The sequence below is a fragment of the Kitasatospora sp. MY 5-36 genome (genome assembly GCF_001182915.1).
In the GTDB taxonomy this organism is placed as follows: Bacteria; Actinomycetota; Actinomycetes; order Streptomycetales; family Streptomycetaceae; genus Kitasatospora.
This window is the reverse complement of record NZ_LFVW01000128.1, coordinates 1-23,144: the sequence shown is the minus strand read 5'-3', so window position 1 is coordinate 23,144 and position 23,144 is coordinate 1. Positions and strand designations below refer to the sequence as shown.

Annotated in this window: 10 protein-coding genes and 2 pseudogenes; 5 read left to right on the top strand and 7 right to left on the bottom strand. The window is 73.8% G+C overall.

Going from position 1 to position 23,144, the window contains the following annotated elements:
• Window positions 1–435: zinc-binding dehydrogenase (locus AE652_RS10155; RefSeq protein ID WP_049650908.1), on the top strand; the 435-nt coding region annotated here is incomplete at its 5' end.
• Window positions 436–628: 193 nt separating this feature from the next.
• Window positions 629–3,439 carry a penicillin acylase family protein gene (locus tag AE652_RS10150; RefSeq protein WP_082345615.1) on the top strand — a complete coding sequence of 937 codons (2,811 nt, stop codon included), beginning with the start codon at window positions 629–631 and terminating at the stop codon, window positions 3,437–3,439.
• Between the two features lie 42 nt (window positions 3,440–3,481).
• On the opposite strand, the gene AE652_RS10145 is transcribed toward AE652_RS10150, so the two are convergent.
• Window positions 3,482–3,784 carry a hypothetical protein gene (locus AE652_RS10145; RefSeq protein ID WP_049650907.1) on the bottom strand — a complete coding sequence of 101 codons (303 nt, stop codon included), beginning with the start codon at window positions 3,782–3,784 and terminating at the stop codon, window positions 3,482–3,484.
• A 175-nt stretch (window positions 3,785–3,959) separates the two neighbouring features.
• Here AE652_RS10145 and AE652_RS10140 point away from each other — a divergent pair, with 175 nt between their 5' ends.
• From AE652_RS10140 to AE652_RS10130, 3 genes are all read left to right on the top strand, one after another.
• Complete coding sequence (locus AE652_RS10140) at window positions 3,960–4,514, top strand: YceI family protein (protein ID WP_049650906.1); 555 nt, start codon at window positions 3,960–3,962, stop codon at window positions 4,512–4,514.
• A gap of 128 nt (window positions 4,515–4,642) precedes the next feature.
• The gene (locus AE652_RS10135; protein WP_049650905.1) at window positions 4,643–5,860 is read left to right on the top strand and encodes a pyridoxal-phosphate dependent enzyme; all 1,218 of its coding nucleotides are present in this window, start codon (window positions 4,643–4,645) and stop codon (window positions 5,858–5,860) included.
• A 142-nt stretch (window positions 5,861–6,002) separates the two neighbouring features.
• On the top strand, window positions 6,003–7,388 hold the full coding sequence (locus AE652_RS10130; RefSeq protein WP_107086405.1) for a hypothetical protein: 1,386 nt from the start codon (window positions 6,003–6,005) through the stop codon (window positions 7,386–7,388).
• Between the two features lie 58 nt (window positions 7,389–7,446).
• Here AE652_RS10130 and AE652_RS10125 read toward each other — a convergent pair.
• The 6 genes and pseudogenes from AE652_RS10125 to AE652_RS10100 all read right to left on the bottom strand — a co-directional run.
• Window positions 7,447–8,503, bottom strand: a pseudogene (locus AE652_RS10125) (NADP-dependent oxidoreductase).
• Window positions 8,500–10,164 carry an NAD(P)/FAD-dependent oxidoreductase gene (locus AE652_RS10120; RefSeq protein ID WP_049650911.1) on the bottom strand — a complete coding sequence of 555 codons (1,665 nt, stop codon included), beginning with the start codon at window positions 10,162–10,164 and terminating at the stop codon, window positions 8,500–8,502. Before AE652_RS10120 ends, AE652_RS10125 begins: the two are co-directional and overlap by 4 nt.
• 29 nt (window positions 10,165–10,193) lie before the next feature.
• Window positions 10,194–11,918 carry an NAD(P)/FAD-dependent oxidoreductase gene (locus AE652_RS10115; protein ID WP_082345612.1) on the bottom strand — a complete coding sequence of 575 codons (1,725 nt, stop codon included), beginning with the start codon at window positions 11,916–11,918 and terminating at the stop codon, window positions 10,194–10,196.
• Window positions 11,905–21,150 carry a non-ribosomal peptide synthetase/type I polyketide synthase gene (locus AE652_RS10110; protein ID WP_049650904.1) on the bottom strand — a complete coding sequence of 3,082 codons (9,246 nt, stop codon included), beginning with the start codon at window positions 21,148–21,150 and terminating at the stop codon, window positions 11,905–11,907. Before AE652_RS10110 ends, AE652_RS10115 begins: the two co-directional genes overlap by 14 nt.
• 72 nt (window positions 21,151–21,222) lie before the next feature.
• Entirely contained in the window at window positions 21,223–22,080 is an 858-nt protein-coding gene (locus AE652_RS10105; protein ID WP_234348325.1) for a sterol desaturase family protein, read from the bottom strand.
• Between the two features lie 308 nt (window positions 22,081–22,388).
• A pseudogene (locus tag AE652_RS10100) lies at window positions 22,389–23,144 on the bottom strand (XRE family transcriptional regulator); the annotation flags it as partial.

The window sequence follows — 23,144 nt, the reverse complement described above, 5'->3', positions numbered from 1 at the left end:
GCCCGCGAGCGCGCCCTGGCCTTCGGCGCCGACGCCGCCCTCGACCCGGCCGACCCGGGCTTCGCCGGGCTGCTGCGCGAGGCCACCGGCGGCCGCCCGCTGTCCGTCGCCTTCGACTTCGCCGGGGTCGCCCCGGTGCGCGAGCAGGCCATGGCCACCCTCGGCGAGCACGGCCGCCTGGTGCTGGTCGGCCTCACCAACAAGCCGCTGACCGTCACCAACGGCACCCTGGTCAGCTACCTGCGCCAGCAGATCCGCGGCCACTACGGCTCCGAGGGCCAGGACGTCGTCGACCTGGTCAACCTGGTCCGCGGCGGCCGGCTGGAGTTCTCCCGCTCGGTGAGCGGCACCTTCCCGCTGGCCGAGGCGGCCCGTGCGGTCGAGGCGCTGGAGCACAAGGAGGGCGACCCGATCCGCCTGGTGCTCAAGCCCTGACCCGACGCGCCACCGACCCGGCGCCGCACCTCCGGACTGAGCCCGGCAGGTGCGGCGCCGCTCCTTCCCGACCGACCCGCGGACGGCCAACTCCGCTCCCCCGTACGGGAAATGGCATGCACGCCACTAGCCAACCGGCCAGTAGCACCCCTACCGTCGACTCTTCCGTGAGACTTCGACGGAGGAGTCCGCCTTGCGGTCACGCCAACGCCAACGCCCCCGCTCCCTCCGACTCCCGGCCGCCGCCCTCGCCTCGGCCCTGCTCGTCACCGCCGCCCTCACCACCACCCCCACCGCCGCCGCGCCGGCCCCCGCGACCGCCGCCGCCAACGACTACTGCGGCGGCCACTGCGCCGACATCCTGCCGCCCGGCGAGAACGGCAACGCCACCCTCGCCGACATCCTGCTCAACCGGGCCTTCGGCACCCGCCCCGCGCACACCGACGACCAGCTCGGCCCCTACGCCGCCCTCGCCTCCGGCTACCCCGGCCTGACCGAGGCCAAGCTGCGCGACTTCTTCAACGACGCCTCCTTCGGCGTCCCCGCCGACCAGGTGGCCAGCACCACCAGTCCGCGCCCGGACGTCGCCATCGTGCGCGACAAGGCCACCGGCGTCCCGCACATCACCGGCACCACCCGCTACGGCACCGAGTTCGGCGCGGGCTACGCCGCCGCCCAGGACCGGCTCTGGGTGATGGACCTCTTCCGGCACGTCGGCCGCGGCCAGCTGTCCGGCTTCGCGGGTGGCGCCGCCGCCAACCGCCAGCTGGAGCAGACCTTCTGGCAGGCCGCCCCGTACACCGAGGCCGAGCTCCAGCAGCAGATCGACACCATCGCCGCCCGCGGCGGCCGGGCCACCCAGGCCCTCGCCGACGCCAACGCCTACCTCGACGGCGTCAACCAGTACGCCAAGGAGTCCTACAACGCCCGCACCTTCCCGGGCGAGTACGACCTCACCGGGCACATCGACCCGATCACCAACGCCGGCTCGATCGAGCCGTTCAAGCTGACCGACCTGGTCGCCCTCGCCTCCGTGGTCGGCGCCCTGTTCGGCTCCGGCGGCGGCGGTGAACTGGCCTCCGCCCAGGTCAAGTCGGCCGCCGAGGCCCGGTACGGCAAGGACGCCGGGGACGCGGTCTGGGCGTCACTGCGCGAGGCGGACGACCCGGAGGCCGTCCAGACCCTGCACGACGGGCAGAGCTTCCCGTACGCCACCGTCCCCGACCACCCGCAGGGCGAGGCGCTGCCCGACCCCGGCTCGGTGGTGCCCGAGCGGGTCGTCTACGACGCCACCGGCTCCGCCGACTCCGCCGACTCCGCGGCGAACGGCGTCCTGCCCGGCAACCTGCTCACCGCCCGGCACGGCATGTCCAACGCCCTGCTGGTCTCCGGCGCCCGTACCGACGACGGCCACCCGGTGGCCGTGTTCGGCCCGCAGACCGGCTACTTCGCCCCGCAACTGCTGATGCTGGAGGAGATCCAGGGCCCCGGGATCAGCGCACGCGGCGCCGCCTTCGCCGGCCTGAGCTTCTACGTGCAGCTCGGCCGCGGCCAGGACTACGCCTGGAGCGCCACCTCGGCCGGGCAGGACATCACCGACACCTACGCCGTCCCGCTCTGCACCACCGACGGCTCCCCGGTCACCACCGCCGCCAACTCCTATATCTGGCACGGCCAGTGCCTGCCCTTCGACCGGCTGGAACGCAAGAACGCCTGGAACCCGACCACCGCCGACTCCACCCCGGCCGGGTCCTACACCCTGGTGATGAACCGCTCCCGGTACGGCCTGGTCACCGCCCGCGGCACGGTCGGCGGCGCACCCGTCGCCTTCACCTCGCTGCGCTCCACCTACCGGCACGAGGCCGAATCCATCATCGGCTTCCAGGAGTTGAACGACCCCGGCGCGGTGCACGACGCTACGGGGTTCCAGCAGGCGGCGCAGGACATCAACTACACCTTCAACTGGTTCTACGCCGACTCGCGCGACATCGCGTACTACAACTCCGGCAGCAACCCGGTCCGCGCCCCCGGCGTCGACCCCGGGCTCCCCGTGAAGGCCCAACCCGTCTACGAGTGGGCCGACTTCGACCCCGTCGCCAACACCGCCCGGTACACCCCGGCGGCCGAGCACCCGCAGTCCGTCAACCAGGACTACTACATCTCCTGGAACAACAAGCAGGCGAACGGCTACACCTCGGCCGGCTTCGGCAACGGCTCGGTGCACCGCGGCAACCTGCTGGACGACCGGGTCAAGTCCCTGCTCGGGAACGGCGGCAAGGTGAGCCGGGTCTCGCTCACCCAGGCCATGGAGGGCGCCGCCCTGGCCGACCTGCGGGCCGAGGACGTGCTGCCCGACTTGATCCGCGTGCTGCGCAGCGCGCCCGTCACCGACCAGGCCACCCTCACCGCCTTGCAACAACTGGAGGCCTGGCTCGCCAACGGAGGCCAGCGGAAGGAGACTTCACCGGGCAGCCACGGCTACGCGGACGCCACCGCGATCCGGGTGATGGACGCCTGGTGGCCACTGGTCGCCGAGGGCGTCATGCGGCCGGGCCTCGGCGACCCGCTGTTCGGCGCGCTGACCGGCGCCCTCCAGATCAACGAGTCCCCCTCGGGCGGGCAGACCGGCCCCGGCGGCGGCCCGGTGAGCGCCAACGAGGCCATCCCGCACAAGGGTTCGGCCTTCCAGTACGGCTGGTGGAGCTACCTGGACAAGGACCTGCGCGCCGTCCTCGGCGACCGGGTGGCCGGCCCGCTGGCCCGGCCGTTCTGCGGCGGCGGCGACCTCGCGGCCTGCCGGACCGTCCTGCTGACCACCCTGAAGCAGGCCGCCGCCCGGACGCCGGCCCAGGTCTACCCGGGCGACGCGGACTGCGCGGCCGGCGACCAGTGGTGCGCCGACACGATCATCCAGCGCCCGCTGGGCGGCGTGACGGACGCCAAGACCACCTGGCAGAACCGCCCGACCTACCAGCAGGTGGTGCAGTTCCCGAGCCACCGCTGAGCGACACCGCCGGTGCCCCCGGCCGGGGGCACCGGCGGCCGGTCACCTGGACCGCGCCGCGGTCTCGTCCTCGTCGCCCCGCAGGTTGCCGGCCTCGCTCCGCAGCCGCCTGCCCGCGACCGTGTACGTCCTGGCCGTGTCCCGGTTCGTCACCCGGCCGCCGACCGCGCCCGCCAGCTCCCCGATGCTCTCCACCAGCCCGGCGAGCGCACCCAGCAACGCCGCCTCCTCCTTCTCCGGGACCCTCTCTCGGGCGCTGTCCCGCGCCTTCGGCAGCGCGTTCTCCCGCACCTGACGCTCCGCCTCGCCGACCGCGTCGACCATCGCCCGTATCCCGCTGTCCAATCCGGCCCCCTCGTCTCCCCGCTCCTCCGACGTACCCCGCGAGCCTTCCCACCCCGTGCCCCACTTAGGCCCAGCCCGACGCGCGACCCGCGGGATCTGCCCCTAGCGTGGTCCGGGGACCGCCCGACCAGCCCCGGGCCGAGACCCGGGACCCGCACCAGGAGGCATGCCGACCATGACCGCCAACCTCTCCGAACTCACCGGCGACTACGTCCTCGACCCCACCCACACCCGGATCGGCTTCGTCGCCCGCCACGCCATGGTGACCAAGGTCCGGGGCGCGTTCCACCAGTTCGAGGGCACCGCCCACCTGGACGGCGCCGACCCGTCCCGCTCCTCCGGCCAGGTGGTGATCAAGGCCGAGAGCATCGACACCGGCGTGGAGCAGCGCGACCAGCACCTGCGCACCAACGACTTCCTGGACGCCCCCACGTTCCCCGACATCACCTTCCGCTCCACCGCGGTCGAGGCGCGCTCCGACAGCGACTTCCGGGTCACCGGCGACCTCACCATCAAGGACACCACCCGCCCGGTCACCATCGACTTCGAGTACACCGGCAACGCCGTCGATCCGTACGGCAACCTCCGGGTGGGCCTGGAGGGCTCCGTCACCATCAGCCGCAAGGAGTACGGCGTCACCTGGAACGCGGCCCTGGAGGGCGGCGGCGTCCTGGTCGGCGACAAGGTCGTCCTGGAGTTCGACATCTCCGCGATCCGCCAGGGCGGCTGAACACCGCCACCCCGCCGGCCCGACCCGGAACGCCCGGAACAGCCGGAACCGGTCCCCCACGAACGGGTTCGCGCCGCGGCCCGCCGAACCGCCGGACCGCGGGACGGCCGCCCGGCTAGTCTCCTGGCATGCCAACAGAAGACTCCCTCGCGACCGGCCAGCGCTCCCTCGGCGACCCCGCCCTCGACTACCCGCTCTGGCCCCCGCTCACCGCCGGCTGCCCGCGCACCAGCACCGAGGACGTCTCCTACCCCGTCGAGGTCGACTACGCCTACGACAAGGCCGACCCGGCGGGCCTGTTCGCCCCCGCCCCGGTGCGCGGCGGCCTGGAGCGCTGGGCCCCGCTGCTGCCGCCGCTGCTCGCGCCGGGCCTGGGCGAGGGCGCCACCCCGCTGGTGGAGGTCTCGCCCGGGGTGTACGTCAAGGACGAGTCCCGCAACCCCACCTGGAGCCACAAGGACCGGCTGAACCGCTGCACCACCAGCGCCGCCGTGGGCGCCGGCGCGCCGGGCCTCGCGGTCGCCTCCTCCGGCAACCACGGCGCCTCGGCCGCCGCCTACGCCGCCCGCGCCGGGCTGCGCTGCGTGGTGTTCACCGGCCCGGACACGCCGCCGAACGTCGACGCCTTCCTCAACGCCTACGGCGCGGTGGTGCTCCCGGTGCCGTGGGAGGCCCGCTGGCCGCTGCTGCGCCAGGTGGTGGACCGGCTGGGCCTGCACCCGGTCAGCAACCTGACCACCACCCACACCGGGCACGCGTACGGCCCCGAGGGCTACAAGACCGTCGCGTACGAGATCTTCCAGGACGTCGGCCTGCCGAGCGCGGTGTTCGTCCCGACCGGCTACGGCGAGCTGCTGTTCGGCGTCTGGAAGGGGTTCGTCGAGCTGCACCGGCTGGGCCTGACCGACCGGGTGCCGCGCATCCACTCCTGCGAGACGGCCGCCTCCGGTCCGCTCGCCCGGGCGATCGCCGACGGTCTGCCGGCCACCCACGTGACGGTCGGCCCGAGCGACGCGTACTCGATCACCTCCCCGGTCAGCGGCTACCGGGGCGTGCTCGCGGTCCGTGCGAGCGGCGGCCGGGCGCTGACCCTGGACGACGGCCAACTCGCCGACGCCCAGCGGGAGCTGGCCCGGGCGGGGCTCTGGACGGAGCTGTCCGCGGCGGCCGGTCTGGCCGGGCTGCGCAGCCTCGGCGAGCCGGACCTCTCCGACGGCCCGGTGGTCTGCGTGTCGACCTCCAGCGGCTTCAAGGACAAGGGCGTCGGCACCCGCAGGACCGAGCCGGTCGCCCCGGACTGGGACGCGGTCGAGCGCCGCCTGCGGGCGGGCGGCATCACCGGCTGAGCGCACGGTCCTTCACCGCCGCGAGGCGTGCTGTTCGCCCGCCCGTCCCTGCTCGTAAGGTCGCCGTAGGGTCGGTGTTCGCCGAGCGCCAGCAGGCTTGCACCCTCCGTCAACTCCCGCCTCCTGCCGAAGGGTAGCCACCGTGTCGCGTTCCCTCCGCCGCCTGCTGCCGCTCGCCGTCGCCGTCGCGGCGGTGCCCGTGCTCGCCCTGCCCGCCCTCCCGGCCGGCGCGGCCTCGTACGGCACCCCGACGATCACCTTCTCGGCCGGGTACCTGTCCGGTGCCGTCGGCGCCACCGGCGACCCGACCGTGACGGTGACGGTCGCCCAGTCCGGCGCCTCGGCCTCGGCGCTGACCGTCGCCGCCTCGGCCACCACCCGCAGCGCCGTCGCCCGCACCGGCGACGTGACGGTGAGCGGCACCGGCGGCGCCCGTACCCTGGCGGTCGCCGCCCAGGGCGCCGGCTACGCCGACCTCACCATCAAGGTCACCGGCCTCGGCGGCAAGAGCGCCACCCGCACCCTGCACTACGCCGCCTCCCCCGCCGTCCGGTCCTCGGCGACCAGCCGCTACCTGACCGGCTCCAGCGACGCCTCGGCGGCCGTGGACGCGGGCGGCGGCTTCATCCTGGTCGGCGACGACGAGTCCAACACCCTGCGCCTGTACGACCGCGACAACTCCGGTGCGCCGGTCCGCACCTGGGACTTCAGCTCGGCCCTCGGCGTCTCCAAGGAGATCGACATCGAGGCCGCCACCCGGGTCGGCGACACCATCTACTGGACCGGCTCGCTCGGCAACAACAAGGACGGCGTGGTCAAGCCCGACCGGCACACCGTCTTCGCCACCACCGTCACCGGCTCCGGCGCCGACACCCGGCTGTCCCTGGCCGGCTCCTACCACGGCCTGCGCGACGACCTGATCGCCTGGGACGACGCCCACGGCAAGCGCTACGGCTTCGCGGCCGGCGCCGCCGACGGCCAGGCGCCCAAGCAGATCGACGGCTTCAACGTCGAGGGCCTGGAGTTCGCCCCCGGCAGCACCAGCACCGCCTACATCGGCTTCCGCGCGCCGCTCACCCCGGCCGTCACCGGCGGCCGGGCGCTGCTCGTGCCGGTCACCAACCTCCCGTCCCTGCTGAACGGTTCGGCCGCGCACGCGACCTTCGGCGACCCGGTCGAGCTGGACCTCGGCGGGCTGTCCGTCCGCGACATCCGCCGCAACGACCTCGGCCAGTACCTGATCGTGGCCGGCTCCTGGTCCGCCGAGGACAACTCCGCCCCGTACGCGCTCTACCGCTGGAACGGTCAACCCGGTTCCAGGCCGACCAAGCTGATCGACCTGCCGACCAGCGACTACGGCGCCTGGGAGGCCGTCCCGGACGTCCCGGACCTGGACGCCCCCGGCGCCCGCGCCCAGCTGATCACCGACGACGGCTCCGCCGACCTCTACAACGACGGCACCGCCGCCAAGGACCTCACCCACCCCGAGTGGAAGAAGTCCCGCAGCACCTGGTTCACCCTGGGCTGACCGCGCACCAGGGCCCTTCGGCACATCCGCCGAAGGGCCCTGCCGCACATCCGTCCGCTCAGAGCTCGACCAGCACCTTCCCCCGGTTCGCCGAACGGTCCAGGTAGAGGCCGCGGTAGGCCGCCGGGATGCTGTCGAACCCCCGGTGCAGCGTCTCCTGGTACGCCAGCTCCCCGCTACGGACCAGTGCGCCGAGGTCCCGCCGCAGCGCGGCCCAGTTCTCCTCGGTGAACCACTCCAGCGAGAAGATGCCGCGGATCGTGGTGCGCGGGAACATGATCATCGGCAGCAGCCGCCGGCCCCGCCCAGTCCCCGCCGACCTGGCTCCCCCACTGCCAGCAGACGGCCACCCGGCTCTCCACCGCGAGCATCCCGAAGACCACGTCGGTGAGCGCCCCGCCGAGACTGTCGAAGTACCGGTCGATACCCTCCGGCGCCAGCTCGGCCAACTCCTTCCGCAGCCGCTCCGGCGCGTCGCCGTCGCGGTACAGCAGCACCCCCTCGAAGCCCAGCTCCCACAGCCGCTCCGCCTTCTCCGGCGAGGCCGTGGTGCCGATCACCCGGGCGCCCCGGTGCCTGGCCAGCTGCCCGACCAGCGAGCCGACCGCCCCGGAGGCCCCGCTGACCAGCACCGTCGACCCGGGGCGCACGTCGAGGAACTTCTCCACCGTCCCCCAGGCCGTCATCCCGGGCCCGCCCAGGATGCCGAGCGCGGTGGTCAGCGGCAGGTCATCGCCGTAGTCGGCGGGGTCCAGCCGGCGGAAGGCCGGGAAGACCATCGGGAAGGTCCCGGTCTGCCAGAAGCTCGGCGCGCCGGTGCTGACCAGATGGGTGCGCCAGCCGCCGAAGCCCTGCACCAGGTCGCCGACGCCGAAGCGCGCGGCGGGCCCGGCCTCCACCACCTCCATGATCGAGTCCGCGCCCATGTGGTCGCCGATCGGCGTGTCCAGCGCGATGCCCTGGAGGTACGGGTCGACCGAGACGTACCGGGTGCGCAGCAGCATCTCGTCCGCCGCGAGCCGGACGTCCACCTCCTCCACGACCTTCCGGTACATCCGCTCGACGTCCGGCACGCCGTCCACGTGCTCCCGCACGACCCACTTCTCGATCCTCACGAGGTGACTCCAAACTGGCGGTCGGCGGGGCCGACCGGTTCGATGAGCAGGGTGGGCGGCGGTGCGCTGTCGTCCACCTCGGCCCTGAAGGGCCTGCCGTCGTCCCGGCAGATGAACTGGACGACGTGCCGGCCGGCCGCCGCCGCCCGGATCAGCCCGCCGGTCGTCGCCCAGACCCCGGAGAGGTAGAAGTTCGCGAGGCCGGGCAGCCCCGGGCCGTTGCGCTTGACCTCCTCCTCCAGGGTCTCGCCGCTCTCCACGAAGGGCTGCCAGCCCAGCACCGTCCCGTTGTAGTTGCCGGTGTAGCGGACCTGGGAGAGCGGGGTGGAGACGTCCTTGACCGCCACCGCGTCCCGCAGCCCGGGGTGGTGGCCGTCCAGGTACTCGACGATGGTGTCGCGCACCCGGCGCTTCGCCCGCTGGTACTCCCGGCCCCGGCCGACCGGCAGGGTGTGCAGCTCCTCGCCGCGCCGCACCCGGGGCTCCTGCTCCGGCCCGGTGCTCAACTCCCGCCAGGGCGCGATGTCGCAGAAGTAGCTGGCGTACACCACGGTGGTGTCGGCGGGCGACAGCTCCGGGTAGTGGCGGCTGCGGAACTGGACGTTGATGCTCGGGTGCCGGATGCCGGTGAGCCGCTCGGCGACCTCGTCCTCCAGCAGGTAGGTGGTGCACGGATCCCCGGCCGGGAAGGGCCGGCGCAGGCCGAGGAAGACGGTCACGTAGCCGGGGAAGACCATGCCCGGCTCGGTGATGGTCTGGGTGTACAGCCGGCGGTAGGTGTCGCTCAGGTAGCGGCCCTTGAGCAGGTCCATCATGGTCGTCCGGCCGTCGCAGGCGGCCACCACGATGTCCGCCCGCACCTCCTGGCCGTCGCTCAGCCGCACCCCCACCGCCCGGTCGTCCTCGATCAGGATCCCGGTCACCTTGGTGTTGTACGTGATCTCGCCGCCCAGCCGCCGGTAGCGCTGCTCGATCGAGGTGGCCAGCCCCAGCGAGCCGCCCTCCGGCACCCCGGCCGACTGCCCGGCGTGGCAGGCGAGTTGGAAGTAGTTGGGCAGCACCGGGAAGTTGGGGTGCTTCTCGTACAGGATGAAGTTGAACGCCTCGCGCAGCAGCGGGCTGCGGAACTTCGCCGAGTAGTCGCTCATCAGCACCGTGATCGAGCGCCGGATCACGTTGAAGTACGGCAGGAAGGAGGCCAGCATCCGCGTCCGCTCCCACCACCCCATCAGCCCGACCGGCTTCAGGAAGGGGTAACGGGCCAGCGCCAGACGGAACTTGCGCAGCCCGGCGCAGAACTGCCGGATCTGCCGGGCGTCCTCCGGGGCCAGCTCCAGCAGGTGGGCCTCCAGCCGGTCCGGGTCGGAGTAGAAGTAGACCGCCCGGCCGTCCCGGGTGCGCACCACGTTGAAGACGTCGAAGTTGCGCATCCGCTTGCCCTGCAGCGCGCCGAGTTCGAGCCAGATCTGGTGCATCTCGTTGCCCGGACCGCTGCCCAGCAGCCAGCTGATGCAGCAGTCGAAGGTGAACTCGCCGCGGTCCCAACCGGTGCAGCAGCCGCCGGGGATCTCGTGCATCTCCAGGATCCGGGTGCGGTAGCCGTTCATCTGCGCGAAGCAGCCGGTGGAGAGCCCGCCGAGCCCGCCGCCGATGATGACCATGCTCTGCCGGCCGCCGGTCGTCGTCCCGCTCACTCCGCCACACCCACTTCCGCCACGCCTGCCTCCGGCACTCCCACGTCCGGCGCTCCCACGGTGGCGCGGTCGAGTTGCGGCAGGCGGCCCCACTTGCCCGCGTGCCAGGGTTCCCGGTTGTCGCTGGGCCAGGCCCGGAACGGCCGGCCGAGCTCCCGGCAGAGGTACTGCGCGGCGAACCGTCCGCTGGTGGCGGCCCGGATCAGCCCGCCGAGCGCGGTCCACTGGCCCGCCATGGAGAAGCCGCTCAGCCCGGGCAGCCGCATCCGGTCCTTGTTGACCAGCCGGTTGGCGGCGTCCTCGGCCTCGGAGAAGGCCTGCCAGGCGAGGATGCTGCCGTAGGTGTTGCCGGTGAACCGCTCGGTGGTCACCGGCGAGGCCACGTCCACGAGTTCGATCCGGCCGCCGAGCCCGGGGTACGTCCGCTCCAGGAACTCCCGGACGAACGAGGCGACTTCCTGCTTGCGCGCCCGGTAGGCCCGGCGGTCGCCGGTCCGCAGGTCCTTCCAGGAGCGGTAGTCGCTGAAGTAGGTGCAGTGCAGCACCGACTTGCCGGGTGGCGCGAAGCCGTCCGCGTAGGAGGACCGCAGCTGCACCACCAGGCTGCGCTGGAGCGAGCCGGGCAGCCGCTCGCCGTCCTCGGGCGTCAGCAGGTAGGTGGTGCTGTGCGGCTCGCCCTCGGGCAGCGGTCCGTCGATGCCGACGAAGGCGGAGACCACGGCCGGGTACAGGTTGCCCGGCTTGTCGAGCAGTTCGCCGTACAGCTTCTCGGTGGCGGGGCTGGAGTAGCGGCCCTCCAGCAGCCGTTCGAGCACCGTCGGGCCGTCGCAGGCGGCCACCACGTGGTCGGCGAAGTGCCGGGTGCCGTCCTTGAGTTCCACCCCGATCGCGCGCCCGTCCTCGATCAGGACGCGCTCGACCCGGCAGCGGTAGCCGATCACCCCGCCGAGCGAGGTGTAGCGCTCCTCGACCGAGCGCGCCAACCCGAGCGAACCGCCCTGCGGGAAGCCCGCGTTGCCGTTGTGGGCGGCCGCCAGGGTGTAGAGGTACGGCAGCAGCGGGAAGCCCTCGGGCTCCTGGAGGAACATGTTGGGGAAGGCCCGCCGCAGCAGCGGGTCCTGGAAGCGCTCGGCGAAGCCGCTCATCGGGGTGGTCGCGGTGCGCCAGAACAGCCGGAACGCGGGCAGGACGGCGCGCAGGGTGCGCAGCCGCTCCGCCGTGGTGCGCAGCGGCGGCGGGGTGAGCTCCCAGGGCAGCTCCATCGCGGCGTAGCGGCGCAGGTCGCGGCAGAAGGCCCGGATCGGCTTGGCGTCGCCGGGCGCGAGGGCCAGCAGGTGGGCCTCGAGCCGGTCCGGGTCGCCGTAGAAGGTGACGGCCCGGCCGTGTTCGTCGACCACCCGGTTGAAGGTGTCGAAGCGGGTCACCGACTTGCCGTCCAGGGCGCCGAGTTCGCTCCAGACCTGGTGCGCGCCGGTGCCCTCGGCGGTGCCGATCAGCCAGTCGATGCAGTAGTCGAACAGGTAGCCGTGCCGGGACCACGCGGTGCAGCAGCCGCCGGGCAGCACGTGCTTCTCGAAGATCCGGGTCTCCAGGCCGCTCATCTGCGCGTAGCAGCCGGTGGCGAGGCCGGCCAGGCCGGCCCCGATCACGATCACCCGGGGCGGGCCGCCGGCGGACCGCTCCCTGCCGGACCAGTCCGGCCCGCGGTCAGCCGCGGCCATCGGCGGTGCCCCCGGCCAGGATGGCGCCCGCCAGTTCGGCGTTGCGGGCGGCGAAGTCCCCGTCGAGCATCTCGGCGTGGGCGCCGTGCCCGACGTACACCGCGGTGCCCGTGGTGGAGGCGCCGTGCCAGGAGCCCGGTTCGCCGCCCACGTGCACGGAGAGCCGGTCGCGCTCGCAGACCACGTCCAACTGGGCCCTGACCGTTCCGGTGTTGGGCGTCCGGCTGCTGAACTCCAGGTAGTCCCTGGCCTGTTCGAGGGTCTCCTGGGCGACGATCCGCGAGCCGGTGTGGCGGTGGAGGTGCTCGTGGAGTTCGCGTTCGAAGACGGCCAGGTGCTCCTCACCGAGGTCGAAGGCCTCGGTGACCCGGTAGGCGTCCACCATTAGCACCGAGGCCACCGTGCGTCCGCGCCGCTCCAGCTCCTTGGCCACCTCGAAGGCGAGGTTGCCGCCGAGCGAGTAGCCGAGCAGGACGTACGGCCCGGCGGCGTGCAGCTCCTCGACCAGGTCCGCGTAGCGGGCGGTCTTGTCGCCGCCGGTCAGGTAGTTGAAGGAGGCGATCCGGTGTTCCGGCAGGTGCGCGGCGAGCTGCCGGTAGACCAGCCCGTGGCCGCCGGCCGGCGGGAAGCAGAAGACCGTGTGCTCCTCGGGCGCCCCGGCGTTGAACCAGAGGTAGGGCTCGCCGCCGGCCACCTCGCCGGTGATGATCTGCTCGACGGTGCGGGCCATGCCGTGCAGGGTGGTGACCTTGAACAGCAGGCCGACCGGGATGCTGATGTTGAACTCGCTCTGGAGGTGGTGGATCAGCTCGATGAGCCGGATCGAGCTGCCGCCGAGTTCGAAGAAGTCGTGCTGGAGGCCGACTTCGTCCAGGCCGAGCAGGTTCCGCCAGTGCTCGGCGACGCTCGTCTCGTAGAGCGTGACGGGCGGTTCGTGCTGGGCCCCGGCGGTGTCGGCCTTGGGCTCGGGCAGGGCCGCGAGGTCGACCTTGCCGTTCGGGGTGAGCGGCAGGGCGGGCAGCTCGGTGAGGTAGGAGGGGATCATCACGGTGGGCAGGTGCTCGGCCAGGTGGCGGCGCAGTTCGCGGCGGTCCAGCACGGTGCCCTCGGCGGGCACCACGTAGGCGGCGAGGACGGCCTCGCCCCGGGCGTCCTGGCGGACGGCCACGCAGGCCTGGGCGAGTTCCGGGCGGGCGGTGAGGTGGGCCTCGATCTCGCCCAGCTCGATCCGGTGGCCGCGGACCTTGACCTGGTTGTCGATCCGGCCGAGCAGGTGCACCGTGCCCGCGGCGTCCCAGTGGCCGAGGTCGCCGGTGCGGTAGAGCCGCGCGGGCGTGCCGTCGAGGTCCAGGGTGACGAAGCGCCGCGCGGTCTGCTCCGGGTCGTTGGGGTAGCCGGCCGCGACGCCCGCGCCGCCGATCCACAGTTCGCCGGGCACGCCGACCGGGACGGGCTCCCCGTACGGGTCCAGGACGTACACGGCGCTGTTCGGGAACGGGCGGCCGATCGGCACCATCCGGCCGGGTTCCAGCCGGTCGGTGGCGCCCTCGTAGTAGGTGCTGTCGACGCTGGCCTCGGTCAGCCCGTAGGAGTTGACCAGCCGGGTCCGCGGGCCGCACAGGGCGCGCACCCGCTGGTGCTCGGCGGCCTTCCAGGAGTCGGAGCCGACGATCAGCAGCCGCAGGAAGTCCAGCGGCAGGCCCTCGCGCTCGCAGTGGGCCAGCAGCGCGCGGGCCACGGCGGGCACGAACTCGCCGCCGTCCACGGCTTCCTCGCGCATCACCCGGTACAGCCGGGCGGTGTCGAAGAGCAGCTCGCGGTCGACCAGGACGAGGGTGCCGCCGGTGCTGAGCGCCCGGGCGAGGTCGCCGGAGAAGACGTCGAAGGCGGTGCCGGCCATCTGGAGGTGCACCCGGACCTCGGTGTCCAGCCGGTACTCGGCGCGCCATCCGGCGGTGACGGCGGCCAGGTTGCGGTGGTCGACCCGGACCCCCTTCGGACGGCCGGTGGAGCCCGAGGTGTGGATCAGGTAGGCGGCCCGGTCCGGGTCGGCGGCGGGCAGCGGTACGGCGCCCCCCAGCACGGGCCGGTCCAGCTCCTCCAGGGTGACCGGTGTGGCGGGCAGGTCGGCCGGGAGCGGGCGCCGCTGGTCGACCACCACCAGCGCCGCTCCGGCGTCCGTGACCTGGTGGGCGAGCCGGTCGGCCGGGTGCCCGGGGTCGAGCGGCAGGTAGGCGGCGCCGGCCCGCCAGATCGCCAGCAGGGTGCTGATCAGCTCGGGCGACTTGTCCAGGCAGACCGCGACCACCGTGCCCTCGCCGACGCCGAGTTCGCGCAGCCGTACGGCGGTGCGCTGGGACTGCCGGTCCAGTTCGCCGTAGGTCAGCCGGCGGACGCCGTCCCGGCCGGGCGCGACCACCGCGACCGCCTCCGGCCGCTCGGCGGCGGCCTTGGCGATCAGCTCCGGCACCGGGGTGTCGTGCTCGATCCGGCGCTCGGCGCCGCTGAAGCCGGTGAGGATCTCCCGCCGTTCGGCCTCGCCCAGCATCCGCAGCCGCCCGACCGGCTCGCCCTCGGCGGCGCGGGTCATGGCGTCCCGCAGGTTGCGGTAGTGCGCGGCCAGCCGCTGGACGGTGGCGGGCTCGAAGAGGTCGGAGTTGTACTTGAAGACGCAGTGGAAGCAGCCGTCCGCGCGGTCCTCGTAGGCGGACAGCGTGAGGTCGAACTGGCCTTCCTCCTCCGGGAGTTCGATGTACTCCAGGCGGTAGCCGAAGCGCTCCACGGCGACCTTGTGGGTGAGCAGGATGAACATCGCCTGGAACACCGCGGAGCGGCTCGGGTCGTGCTGGAGCCCCAACTGCTCGACCAGCAGCGGGAAGGGGTACTCCTGGTTGTCCAGCCCGCCGAGCACGCTCTCCCGCACCCGGGCCAGCAGGTCGGCCACGGTCGGCTCCCCGGCCAGGCTCACGTGCAGCGGCAGCGGGTTGACGAAGTAGCCGTAGACCGAGGCGAACTCCTCCTGGGTGCGGCCGGTGACCGGGCTGCCGACCACGATGTCCGGCTGCCCGGACCAGCGGTGCAGCAGCAGGTAGTAGGCGCTGAGCAGCACCATGAACGGGGTGGCGCCGTTGGCACGGGCCAACTCGTGTACCCGGGCGGTGAGTTCGGCGTCCAGCTGGAAGAACTCGGAGGCGCCGTTGTGGGTCTGCACGGCCGGGCGCGGCTTGTCGGTGGGCAGCGCCAGCACCGGCATCTCGGCCGGCAGGTGGCCGCGCCAGTAGTCGAGCATCCGCCGGGCCTCGGGCCCGGCCAGGAAGCGGTTCTGGCGGTTGAGGAAGTCCAGGTAGCGGGCGGGCACCGGGGGCAGCTCCGGGGGGCGGCCCTGGCGCAGCGCCTCGTAGACCTCGAACAGCTCCTCGATGAAGGTGAAGGTGGAGATCGCGTCCGAGACGATGTGGTGGACGGCCTTCATCAGCACCCAGCGGTCCGGCCCGCGCCGGAACAGCCGCAGCCGGACCAGCGGGTCCTCGGCGAGGTCGTACGGCCGCCGGTACTCGCGGACGATCAGGTCGTGGATCTCCTCCCACGGCCGGCCCTCGACGTCGAACAGCCCGGTGTCGGCCTCGACCTCCTCCCGGATGCGCTGGACCGGGCGGCCCTCCTCGGCGGTGAAGGCGGCGCGCAGCTCGGGGTGCCGGGCGACCAGGAACCGGAAGGCCCCGAACATCAGCTCCGGGTCGAGCTCCGCGCGGACCTCCACGGCGCCGCCGATGTTGTACGCGAAGCCGTCCGGGTGCAGCAGGCGCAGGAACCAGAGCGCCTGCTGGTTGTGGGTGAGCGGGAAGCGGGACTCGTCGGCGTACAGCTCCACCTCGGCCTCGGCCGGGCCGCCGGCGGCGGCGAGCCGCTCGGCCAGGCCCTCGGTGAGCAGGTCGACCAGGTCGCCGAGGCTGCCGTTGCTGAGCAGGGCCACCACCGGCAGGGCGACGCCCAGTTCGCCGTGCACCCGGGCGCGCAGCTCCATGGCGAGCAGCGAGTCCAGGCCGTGCGCGCCGAGTCTCGTGTCGGCGTCGATCCGTTCGGCGGCGATCCGCAGCACGGCCGCGGCGGCGGCGGTCAGCCGCTCGGCGACCAGCTCCCGGCGGGCCTGCGGGTCGGCCGCGCGGTAGGCGTCCAGGAAGCCGCCGGTCTCGGCCGGGGCCTGCTCGGCGGCGCTCGCCGCGAGGTCGGCGACCAGCGGCGGCGGCGCCGGGTACCAGGCGAGGAAGGTCGGCCAGTCGACCACGGTGGCGACCAGCAGCTGGGCGCGGTCCTGGCCGAGGACGCGCTCCAGGACGGCCGTTCCGGCGTCCGGCGGCAGCGAGCTCATGCCGCGGGCGTCGCGGTAGTGGGCGACCAGGCCCAGCTCCTCGATCATGCCGGTGGCCCACGGGCCCCAGTCCAGGCTGAGCCCGGGCAGCCCCTCGGCCCTGCGGTGGTGGGCCAGGGCGTCCAGGAAGGCGTTGCCGGCTGCGTAGTTGGTCTGTCCGGCGGTGGTGAGCAGCGAGGCGACGGAGGCGAACAGCACGAAGTGGTCGAGCGGTTCGTCGCTCAGCAGCCGGTGCAGCAGGTGGCCGCCGACCACCTTGGGGCCGTAGCCGGCGTCGAAGGCCGGACGGTCCATCTGGGCCAGCAGGGTGTCCTTGACCTGCCCGGCGAGGTGGAACACGCCCCGGATCGGCGGGAGTTGGCGCTGCCGGTAGTCGGCGAGCCAGCCCGCGAGGGCGGCCTCGTCGGTGACGTCGACCGGGGCGAGCAGCGGTTCGGCGCCGAGCGCCTGGAGTTCGCGCAGGAAGGCGATCCGCTCGCCGACGGGGGTGTCCGGGTCGGTGTACGCCCACTCCGAGCGCTCCGGCAGGGCGGTGCGGCCGACCAGGATCAGCCGCCGGGCGCCGCGCCGTACGAGGGTGCGGCAGAGCAGTCGGCCGAGCGCGCCGAAGGCGCCGGTGACCAGGTAGCTGCCGTCGGGGCGGAGGACCGGCGGCAGCGGGCGGGTGAGGCCCTCGGCCTGCCGCAGCCGGCTGGTGAGCCGGACGCCGGCCCGCAGGGCGATCTCCTGCTCGTCCCGGGCCGCGAGTTCGGCGAGCAGCGCCTCGGCCTGCTCGGCGGCGTCGACGGCCGGGTCGAGGTCGATCAGGGTGCCGCGCTGGGCGACCAGCTCCTGCTGCCACAGCACCCGGCCGATGCCCCAGGCGGGGGCGCCGAGCGGTTCGACCCGGTCGCCGGGGGCGGCGGGCTGGGTGCCCCGGGTGACGATGTGCAGCCGGCCGTCCGGGCGGGCGGCGGGCAGGGCCTGGGCGAGGGTGATCAGGGAGTAGGCGCCGAGGGTCGCGAGCGGGCCGAGCCGGTCGGCGGCGGTGGCGGCCAGCGCGGGCTGGTCGAGGTTCCAGAGGTGGACGACGGTGCCGAAGGCTGGGTCGAGGTCGGCGAGCAGCCGCCGGACGTCCTCGGCGGAGTCGGGCCGGACGGTCGAGTGCCCCTCGCCGTGCCGGTACTCGTCTCCGGGCCGGACCAGGTGGCAGCGGGTGCCGCGCCCGGCGGCCAGGGCCGCCAGGCGGTCGCCGAGGCCGCCCTCGTCGGCGAAGAGCAGCAGGTCGCCGGGGGTCTCGTCGAGGGGCGCCTCGGCGGCGGCCACCCAGTCGACCTCGGTGAGCCAGCCGTCGATGGTGGACAGCCCGACGGAGGCCGGGGCCTGGGCGACGTCGGCGACCCGGAAGCCGGTGACCCGGCCGACCGGGGTGCCGTCCTCGGTGTAGAGCGCGAGGTCGCCGACGAGCTCCTCGCCGCTGTCCCGGGTGACGGTGGCGTGCACCCAGAGCGGGCGGTCGCCGATCGCGTCGAGCCGGACCTCCGCGATCGAGACGGGGAGCCGAACGCTGCCGCCCTCGGGCACCGCCAGCCGGGTGGTGAGCAGGGTCTGGAAGCAGCCGTCCAGCAGCACCGGGTGGAGGTGGTGGTCGGCCGCGTCCGGGCCGAGCTGGGTGGTCGGCCGGATCCGGGCCAGCGCCTCGCCAGGGCCCGCCCACACCTCGGCGATGGCCTGGAAGGCGGGGCCGTAGTCGTAGCCGCGTTCGGCCAGCTGCCGGTAGCAGTCCGGGCCGTCCAGGTGCCGCCCCCGGGCGCGCAGGGCGTCCAGGTCCGGCGCGGGGCCGTAGGAGCGGCGCTGGCCGGTCCGGACCCGGCCGCCCGCGTGCACGGTCGGCTCGCCGCCGGCCGGGGTGGAGGCGATGGTGAAGCGGGCGTCCTCCGGCGCGTAGCCGAGCTGGACGGGGACGGGCTCGGCCTCGGAGAGGAACAGCGCCCGGTTCAGCTCGATCTCGGCCAGCGTCACCTCGGTGCCGCCGGTCAGGGTGCGGACGGCCTGGGCGGCCATCTCCAGGTACCCGGCGGCCGGGAAGACCACCTGGCCCTCGATCCGGTGGTCGGTCAGGTAGGGCAGCCGCTCGGGGTCGAGGGTGCCGGTCCAGCCGGGCTGGGCGCTCGCGGTGCGGCGGCCGAGCAGCGGGTGGTCCAGCCGCCCGAGCCGGACCTGCTCGACCGGCTTGGGCTCCACCCAGTACCGGTCGCGCCGCCACGGGTAGGCCGGCAGCGGCACCGGGCGGCCGGCCGGGTGCAGCGCGTCCCAGCTCAACTCGACGCCGAGGGTGTGCAGTTCGGCGAGGCTGCGGGCGAGGCGCTCGGGCTCGTCCTGCTGCCGGCGGATCGACGGCAGGGTGTGCGCCTGCTCCGCGCACTCGCGGATCGCGTGGCCGAGCACCGGGTGCGGGCCGAGCTCCAGGAACAGCCCGTGCCCGTCCTCGGCCATCCGCTCGACGGCGGCCCGGAAGCGCACCGGGTTGCGGACGTTCTGCCACCAGTACTCGCCGTCCAGCTCCGGCCCGCGGGCGAGCCCCTCGCGGGCGGTGAGGTAGAGCGGCAGCCGGGCCGCCTGGGGCTTGATGGCGGCGAGCGCGGCCACCAGCTCGCCGCGGATCGGGTCCATCCGCACGCTGTGGTACGGGACTTCGACGTCCAGCAGGCGGGCGAAGACGCCCTGCTGGCGCAGCTCCTCGGCCAGTTCGCCGAGGGCCTCGGCGTCCCCGGCCAGGGTCACCGCGGAGGGGCTGTTGACCGCGCCGAGCGAGATCTGGGAGCGGTACGGGCGGATCCGGCGCTCCGCCTCGGCCTCCGGGAGGCCGACCGCGAGCATGGTGCCGGTGCCGGCCAGGCGCTGCTGGAGCCGGCTGCGGGCGAGCACCACCCGGACGGCGTCGGCCAGGTCGTAGACCCCGGCCTCGTGGAAGGCGGCGACCTCGCCGGTGCTGTGGCCGACCACCGCGTCGGGGCGCAGGCCGTGGCTCCGCCAGAGCGCCGAAAGCCCCACCTGGACGGCGAAGTTGGCGGGCTGGGCCAGCCAGGTCTCGGCCATCCGGGAGTCCGCCTCGTCGCGGTCCAGCTCGGTCAGCAGCGACCAGCCGGCCTGCGCGCGGATCTCCCGGTCGACGGCCCGCACGGCCTCCCGGTAGACCGGCTCGTGCTCGTACAGCCCCCGGCCCATGCCCCACCACTGCGGGCCCATGCCGGTGAACACCCAGGCCAGCCGGCGCTGCCGGCGTTCCCGGGCGTGGCCCTGGACCACCCGCGGGTGCTCCTCGCCGCGCTCGTACGCGGCCAGCGCCTCGTCCAGGTCCTCCCGGGTGGAGTAGACCACGCCGAGCCGCTCGGGCAGGTGCTGACGGCGGTGCGCCAGGGTGTGGCCGAGGTCGGCGAGGGGCGTCCCGCCGGCGAGCTCCTGCCGTACGGCGGCGGCCAGTTCGGGCAGTCCGGCGGCGTCCTTGGTGCTCAGCGGCAGCACCGTGCGGGCCGGCTCGGCCACCGGTGCGGCGGGCCCGGGCCGCGGCGGCTCCTCCAGCAGGACGTGGGCGTTGGTGCCGCCGAAGCCGAAGGAGTTGACGCCGGCCCGGGCCGGGCCCCGGTGCTCGGGCCAGTCCACCGGGGCGGTCGGGATCTCGAACGGCAGCGCGTCGAGGTCGATGCCGGGGTTGGGCCGCTCCAGGTTGAGGTGCGGCGGGATGCGGCGGTGCTTGATCGCGAGCGCGGTCTTGATCAGCCCGGCGACGCCGGCCGCCGCCTCGGTGTGCCCGATGTTGGTCTTGACCGAGCCGACGTAGCAGCGGTCCCCGGCGCGGCGGCCGACGCCGAGCACCCGGCCGAGGGCGGCGGCCTCGATCGGGTCGCCGACCGGGGTGGAGGTGCCGTGCGCCTCGACGTACTGGAGGCTGCCGGGCAGCACCCCGGCCTCGGCGCAGACCCGCTCGATCAGGGTGACCTGGGCGTCCGCGCTGGGGACGGTGATGCCGTTGGTGCGGCCGTCCTGGTTGACGCCGGTGCCGAGGATGACGGCGTGCACCGGGTCCCCGTCGCGCAGCGCGTCGGAGAGCCGCTTGAGCACGACCACGCCGACGCCCTCGGCCCGGACGTAGCCGTCCGCGGAGGCGTCGAAGGCGCGCGAGCGGCCGTCCGCGGAGAGGAAGCCGCCCTTGGTCTCGGCGATCGTGTACTGCGGCGCCATGTGCAGCAACGCGCCGCCGGCCAGGGCGAGTTCGGTCTCGCCGCGGAGCAGGCTCTGGCAGGCGAGGTGGACCGCGACCAGCGAGGAGCTGCACGCGGTGTCGATCGAGACGCTCGGCCCGCGGAAGTCGAAGCAGTGCGAGATCCGGTTGGACACCATCGTCATCATGGTCCCGGTCGCGGTGTGCGCCGCGATGGTGGCGAAGTCGAGGTCGGCGAACTGGAGGATCTTCCAGTCGAGGGTGAAGGCGCCCATGTAGACGCCGACCTCCCGGCCGGCCAGCTCGCCGGGGCGCAGGCCGCCGTCCTCCAGGGCCTCCCAGCTGACCTCCAGGAGCTTGCGCTGCTGCGGGTCCATGTGTTCGGCCTCGCGTGGGCTGATCCCGAAGAAGTCCGGGTCGAAGGTGTCGAAGCCGTCGATGTAGCCGCCCCGGCCGCCGATCAGCCGCCCCGGCTTGGCCCGGTCCCTGCTGCCCAGGGTGCCGGTGTCGTAGCGGTCGGCGGGCGTCTCGGTGAGACAGTCCCGGCCCTCGATCAGGTTGCGCCAGTAGGACCGGTGGTCGTTGGCGTGTCCCGGCAGGCGGCAGCCGATACCGGTGATCGCGATGCGTTCGCGGGGCACGGCGAAGGGCGAGGAGGTCATGATCCAATCCGGGGTGGTGATGGCGTGGCGCCGGGGACACGGGCAGGTGGGAGCGGCCGCTCGGGCCGGGGGTCAGACGGACTGCTCGGTGGTCTTCGCCCGGCGCCAGGGGTGCAGCAGGGTGGCGCCGAGTTCGCCGGTGGCGGGGAACGCGGCCGGGTCGGTGAGGCCGACGGCCTTCGGCACTCGGCCGGGCCGCCAGGTGAAGCTCCCGAACACGTGGTCCCAGAGCGAGAGGTCGGAGGCGTAGTGGCCGGCTTCGGCGAGGTCGGTGCTGTGGTGCAGGCGGTGGAGTTCCGGCCCGGCCAGGACGTGGCCGAGCGGACCGATGCGGACTTCGATGTTGGCGTGGACGAAATACCCCTGAGCCAGGACGAATATTCCGACCACGAACACTGAATCCGCCGAGAATCCGATCAGCGCCAGCGACAGTTGCACCACGGACTGCGCGACGAACACGTCCAGGAAATGATTCACGCCGTTGTTCGCGACGTTCACCTTGTCCGGGACGTGGTGCACCCCGTGCAGCCGCCAGAGCCACCTGTTGCGGTGGGACCAGCGGTGCACGAGGTAGTCGCCGAGCGAGCCGACCAGCAGCGCGAGTGGGATCTCCACCGCGAACGGCAGCGCCGGGTGGGCCGGGCCGAGCACCTGCACCAGCGTCGCCACCAGCCCCTGGGCCAGTGCGCCGCCGACCATGCTCAGCGCGAAGTAGACGCTGTACCAGCCGAGTTCACGTCGGCTCGGATGCCAGTCGGTCCGGTACGGGATCACCCGCTCCAGGACCGCCAGGTAGACGAGGACGGCGATCAGGAAGAGCGGGGAGACCCGGTCCGGCCCCCAGCGGAAGTGCAGGGTCGCGACGGCTGTGCACAGCACACCCAGGAGCAGCAGCGGATGGGCGAGCCGGCGGGCAATGGCTGACAGCACGCGCCCCCCGTTCTTCGCGGACTAACGACTGGAAACGTCAGAGACTCTAGCGGGCGACGCGCGCCGTGACAGTCATTCGACGTGTTAACTCCATGAATGACCCGATCGGCGGACTATACGCGCACGAAGTTGACGTCTGTGCGGCGCGAAGGGGGCGCATTGTCGAGAAGAAGCGGGACTTGACGGTGTGTGACAACAGTCGTGCAGATCTTCGAGCGCTGATGTGCGCCCCTTCTGCGCCGCCGCGCGCGGCTATCGATCCGGCCATATCCCACGGCCGGCGCCGCGACTCCAGGAGCGCCCCCGGGTCAGGAGCGGGCCGGCTCCGCCCATCGGTGTGCGGCACGGGGCGCGTGCGCCGCGAGACGGTCGCGCAGACCGCGCAGCTCGTACTCGACCAGCGCGGGCAGCGCGGTCGCGCCGGTCGCCTCCAGGGCGGGGCCGAGCAGGTCGACGGCCGTGGCCGGGTCGTGCGCGCAGACGTGGCAGTCGGCCGCGCGGACGATGAAGAGCAGACGGCTGGAGGGCAGTTGGTCCGGGCCGAGCAGGCCGAGGGCGGTCTCGGTGGCGTCCAGCGCCCGGCGGGCCAGCCGGGGGTCGTCGGTGGCGGCGGCGAGGTCGCGCAGCGCGGCCGCCGCCGCGGACTCGACCCGCATCCTCATCGAGGCGATGGAGAGCCAGGGCACGTCGACCTCGTCCTCCGCGCCGATGTGGTCCAGGTGCGACCGGGCCAGGTCGATCTGCCGGACGGTCGCCCGCACGTCGCCGGTGAGCGCGTGCGCCCGGGCCCGGCTGATCCGGCCCATCGCGCCGGCCCAGTGCCGGTCCGGGGCGGCCCGTTCGATCTCGCGGGCGTAGCCGAGGGCGGCGACCGGGTCGCCGTCCAGCCGGGCCAGGATGCTCATGTCGCTGAGCGTGCCGACCTGGGTGGCCCGGTCCGCGGCCAGCCCGGCCCAGGTGAGGGCGCGGTCGTAGCAGGCCATCGCGGTGGCGTTGCGGCCGTCCTGCATCCGCAGCGCACCGGCCGCGTGGGCGTGCTCGGCGGCCAGCCGGACCAGCGGGCC

What these genes read in the sequence shown, in the direction of transcription:
- AE652_RS10110 (WP_049650904.1), bottom strand. Translation starts at nt 21,150, where the DNA reads ATGACCTCCTCGCCCTTCGCCGTGCCCCGCGAACGCATCGCGATCACC.
- AE652_RS10135 (WP_049650905.1), top strand. Translation starts at nt 4,643, where the DNA reads ATGCCAACAGAAGACTCCCTCGCGACCGGCCAGCGCTCCCTCGGCGAC.
- AE652_RS10140 (WP_049650906.1), top strand. Translation starts at nt 3,960, where the DNA reads ATGACCGCCAACCTCTCCGAACTCACCGGCGACTACGTCCTCGACCCC.
- AE652_RS10115 (WP_082345612.1), bottom strand. Translation starts at nt 11,918, where the DNA reads ATGGCCGCGGCTGACCGCGGGCCGGACTGGTCCGGCAGGGAGCGGTCC.
- AE652_RS10120 (WP_049650911.1), bottom strand. Translation starts at nt 10,164, where the DNA reads ATGGTCATCATCGGCGGCGGGCTCGGCGGGCTCTCCACCGGCTGCTTC.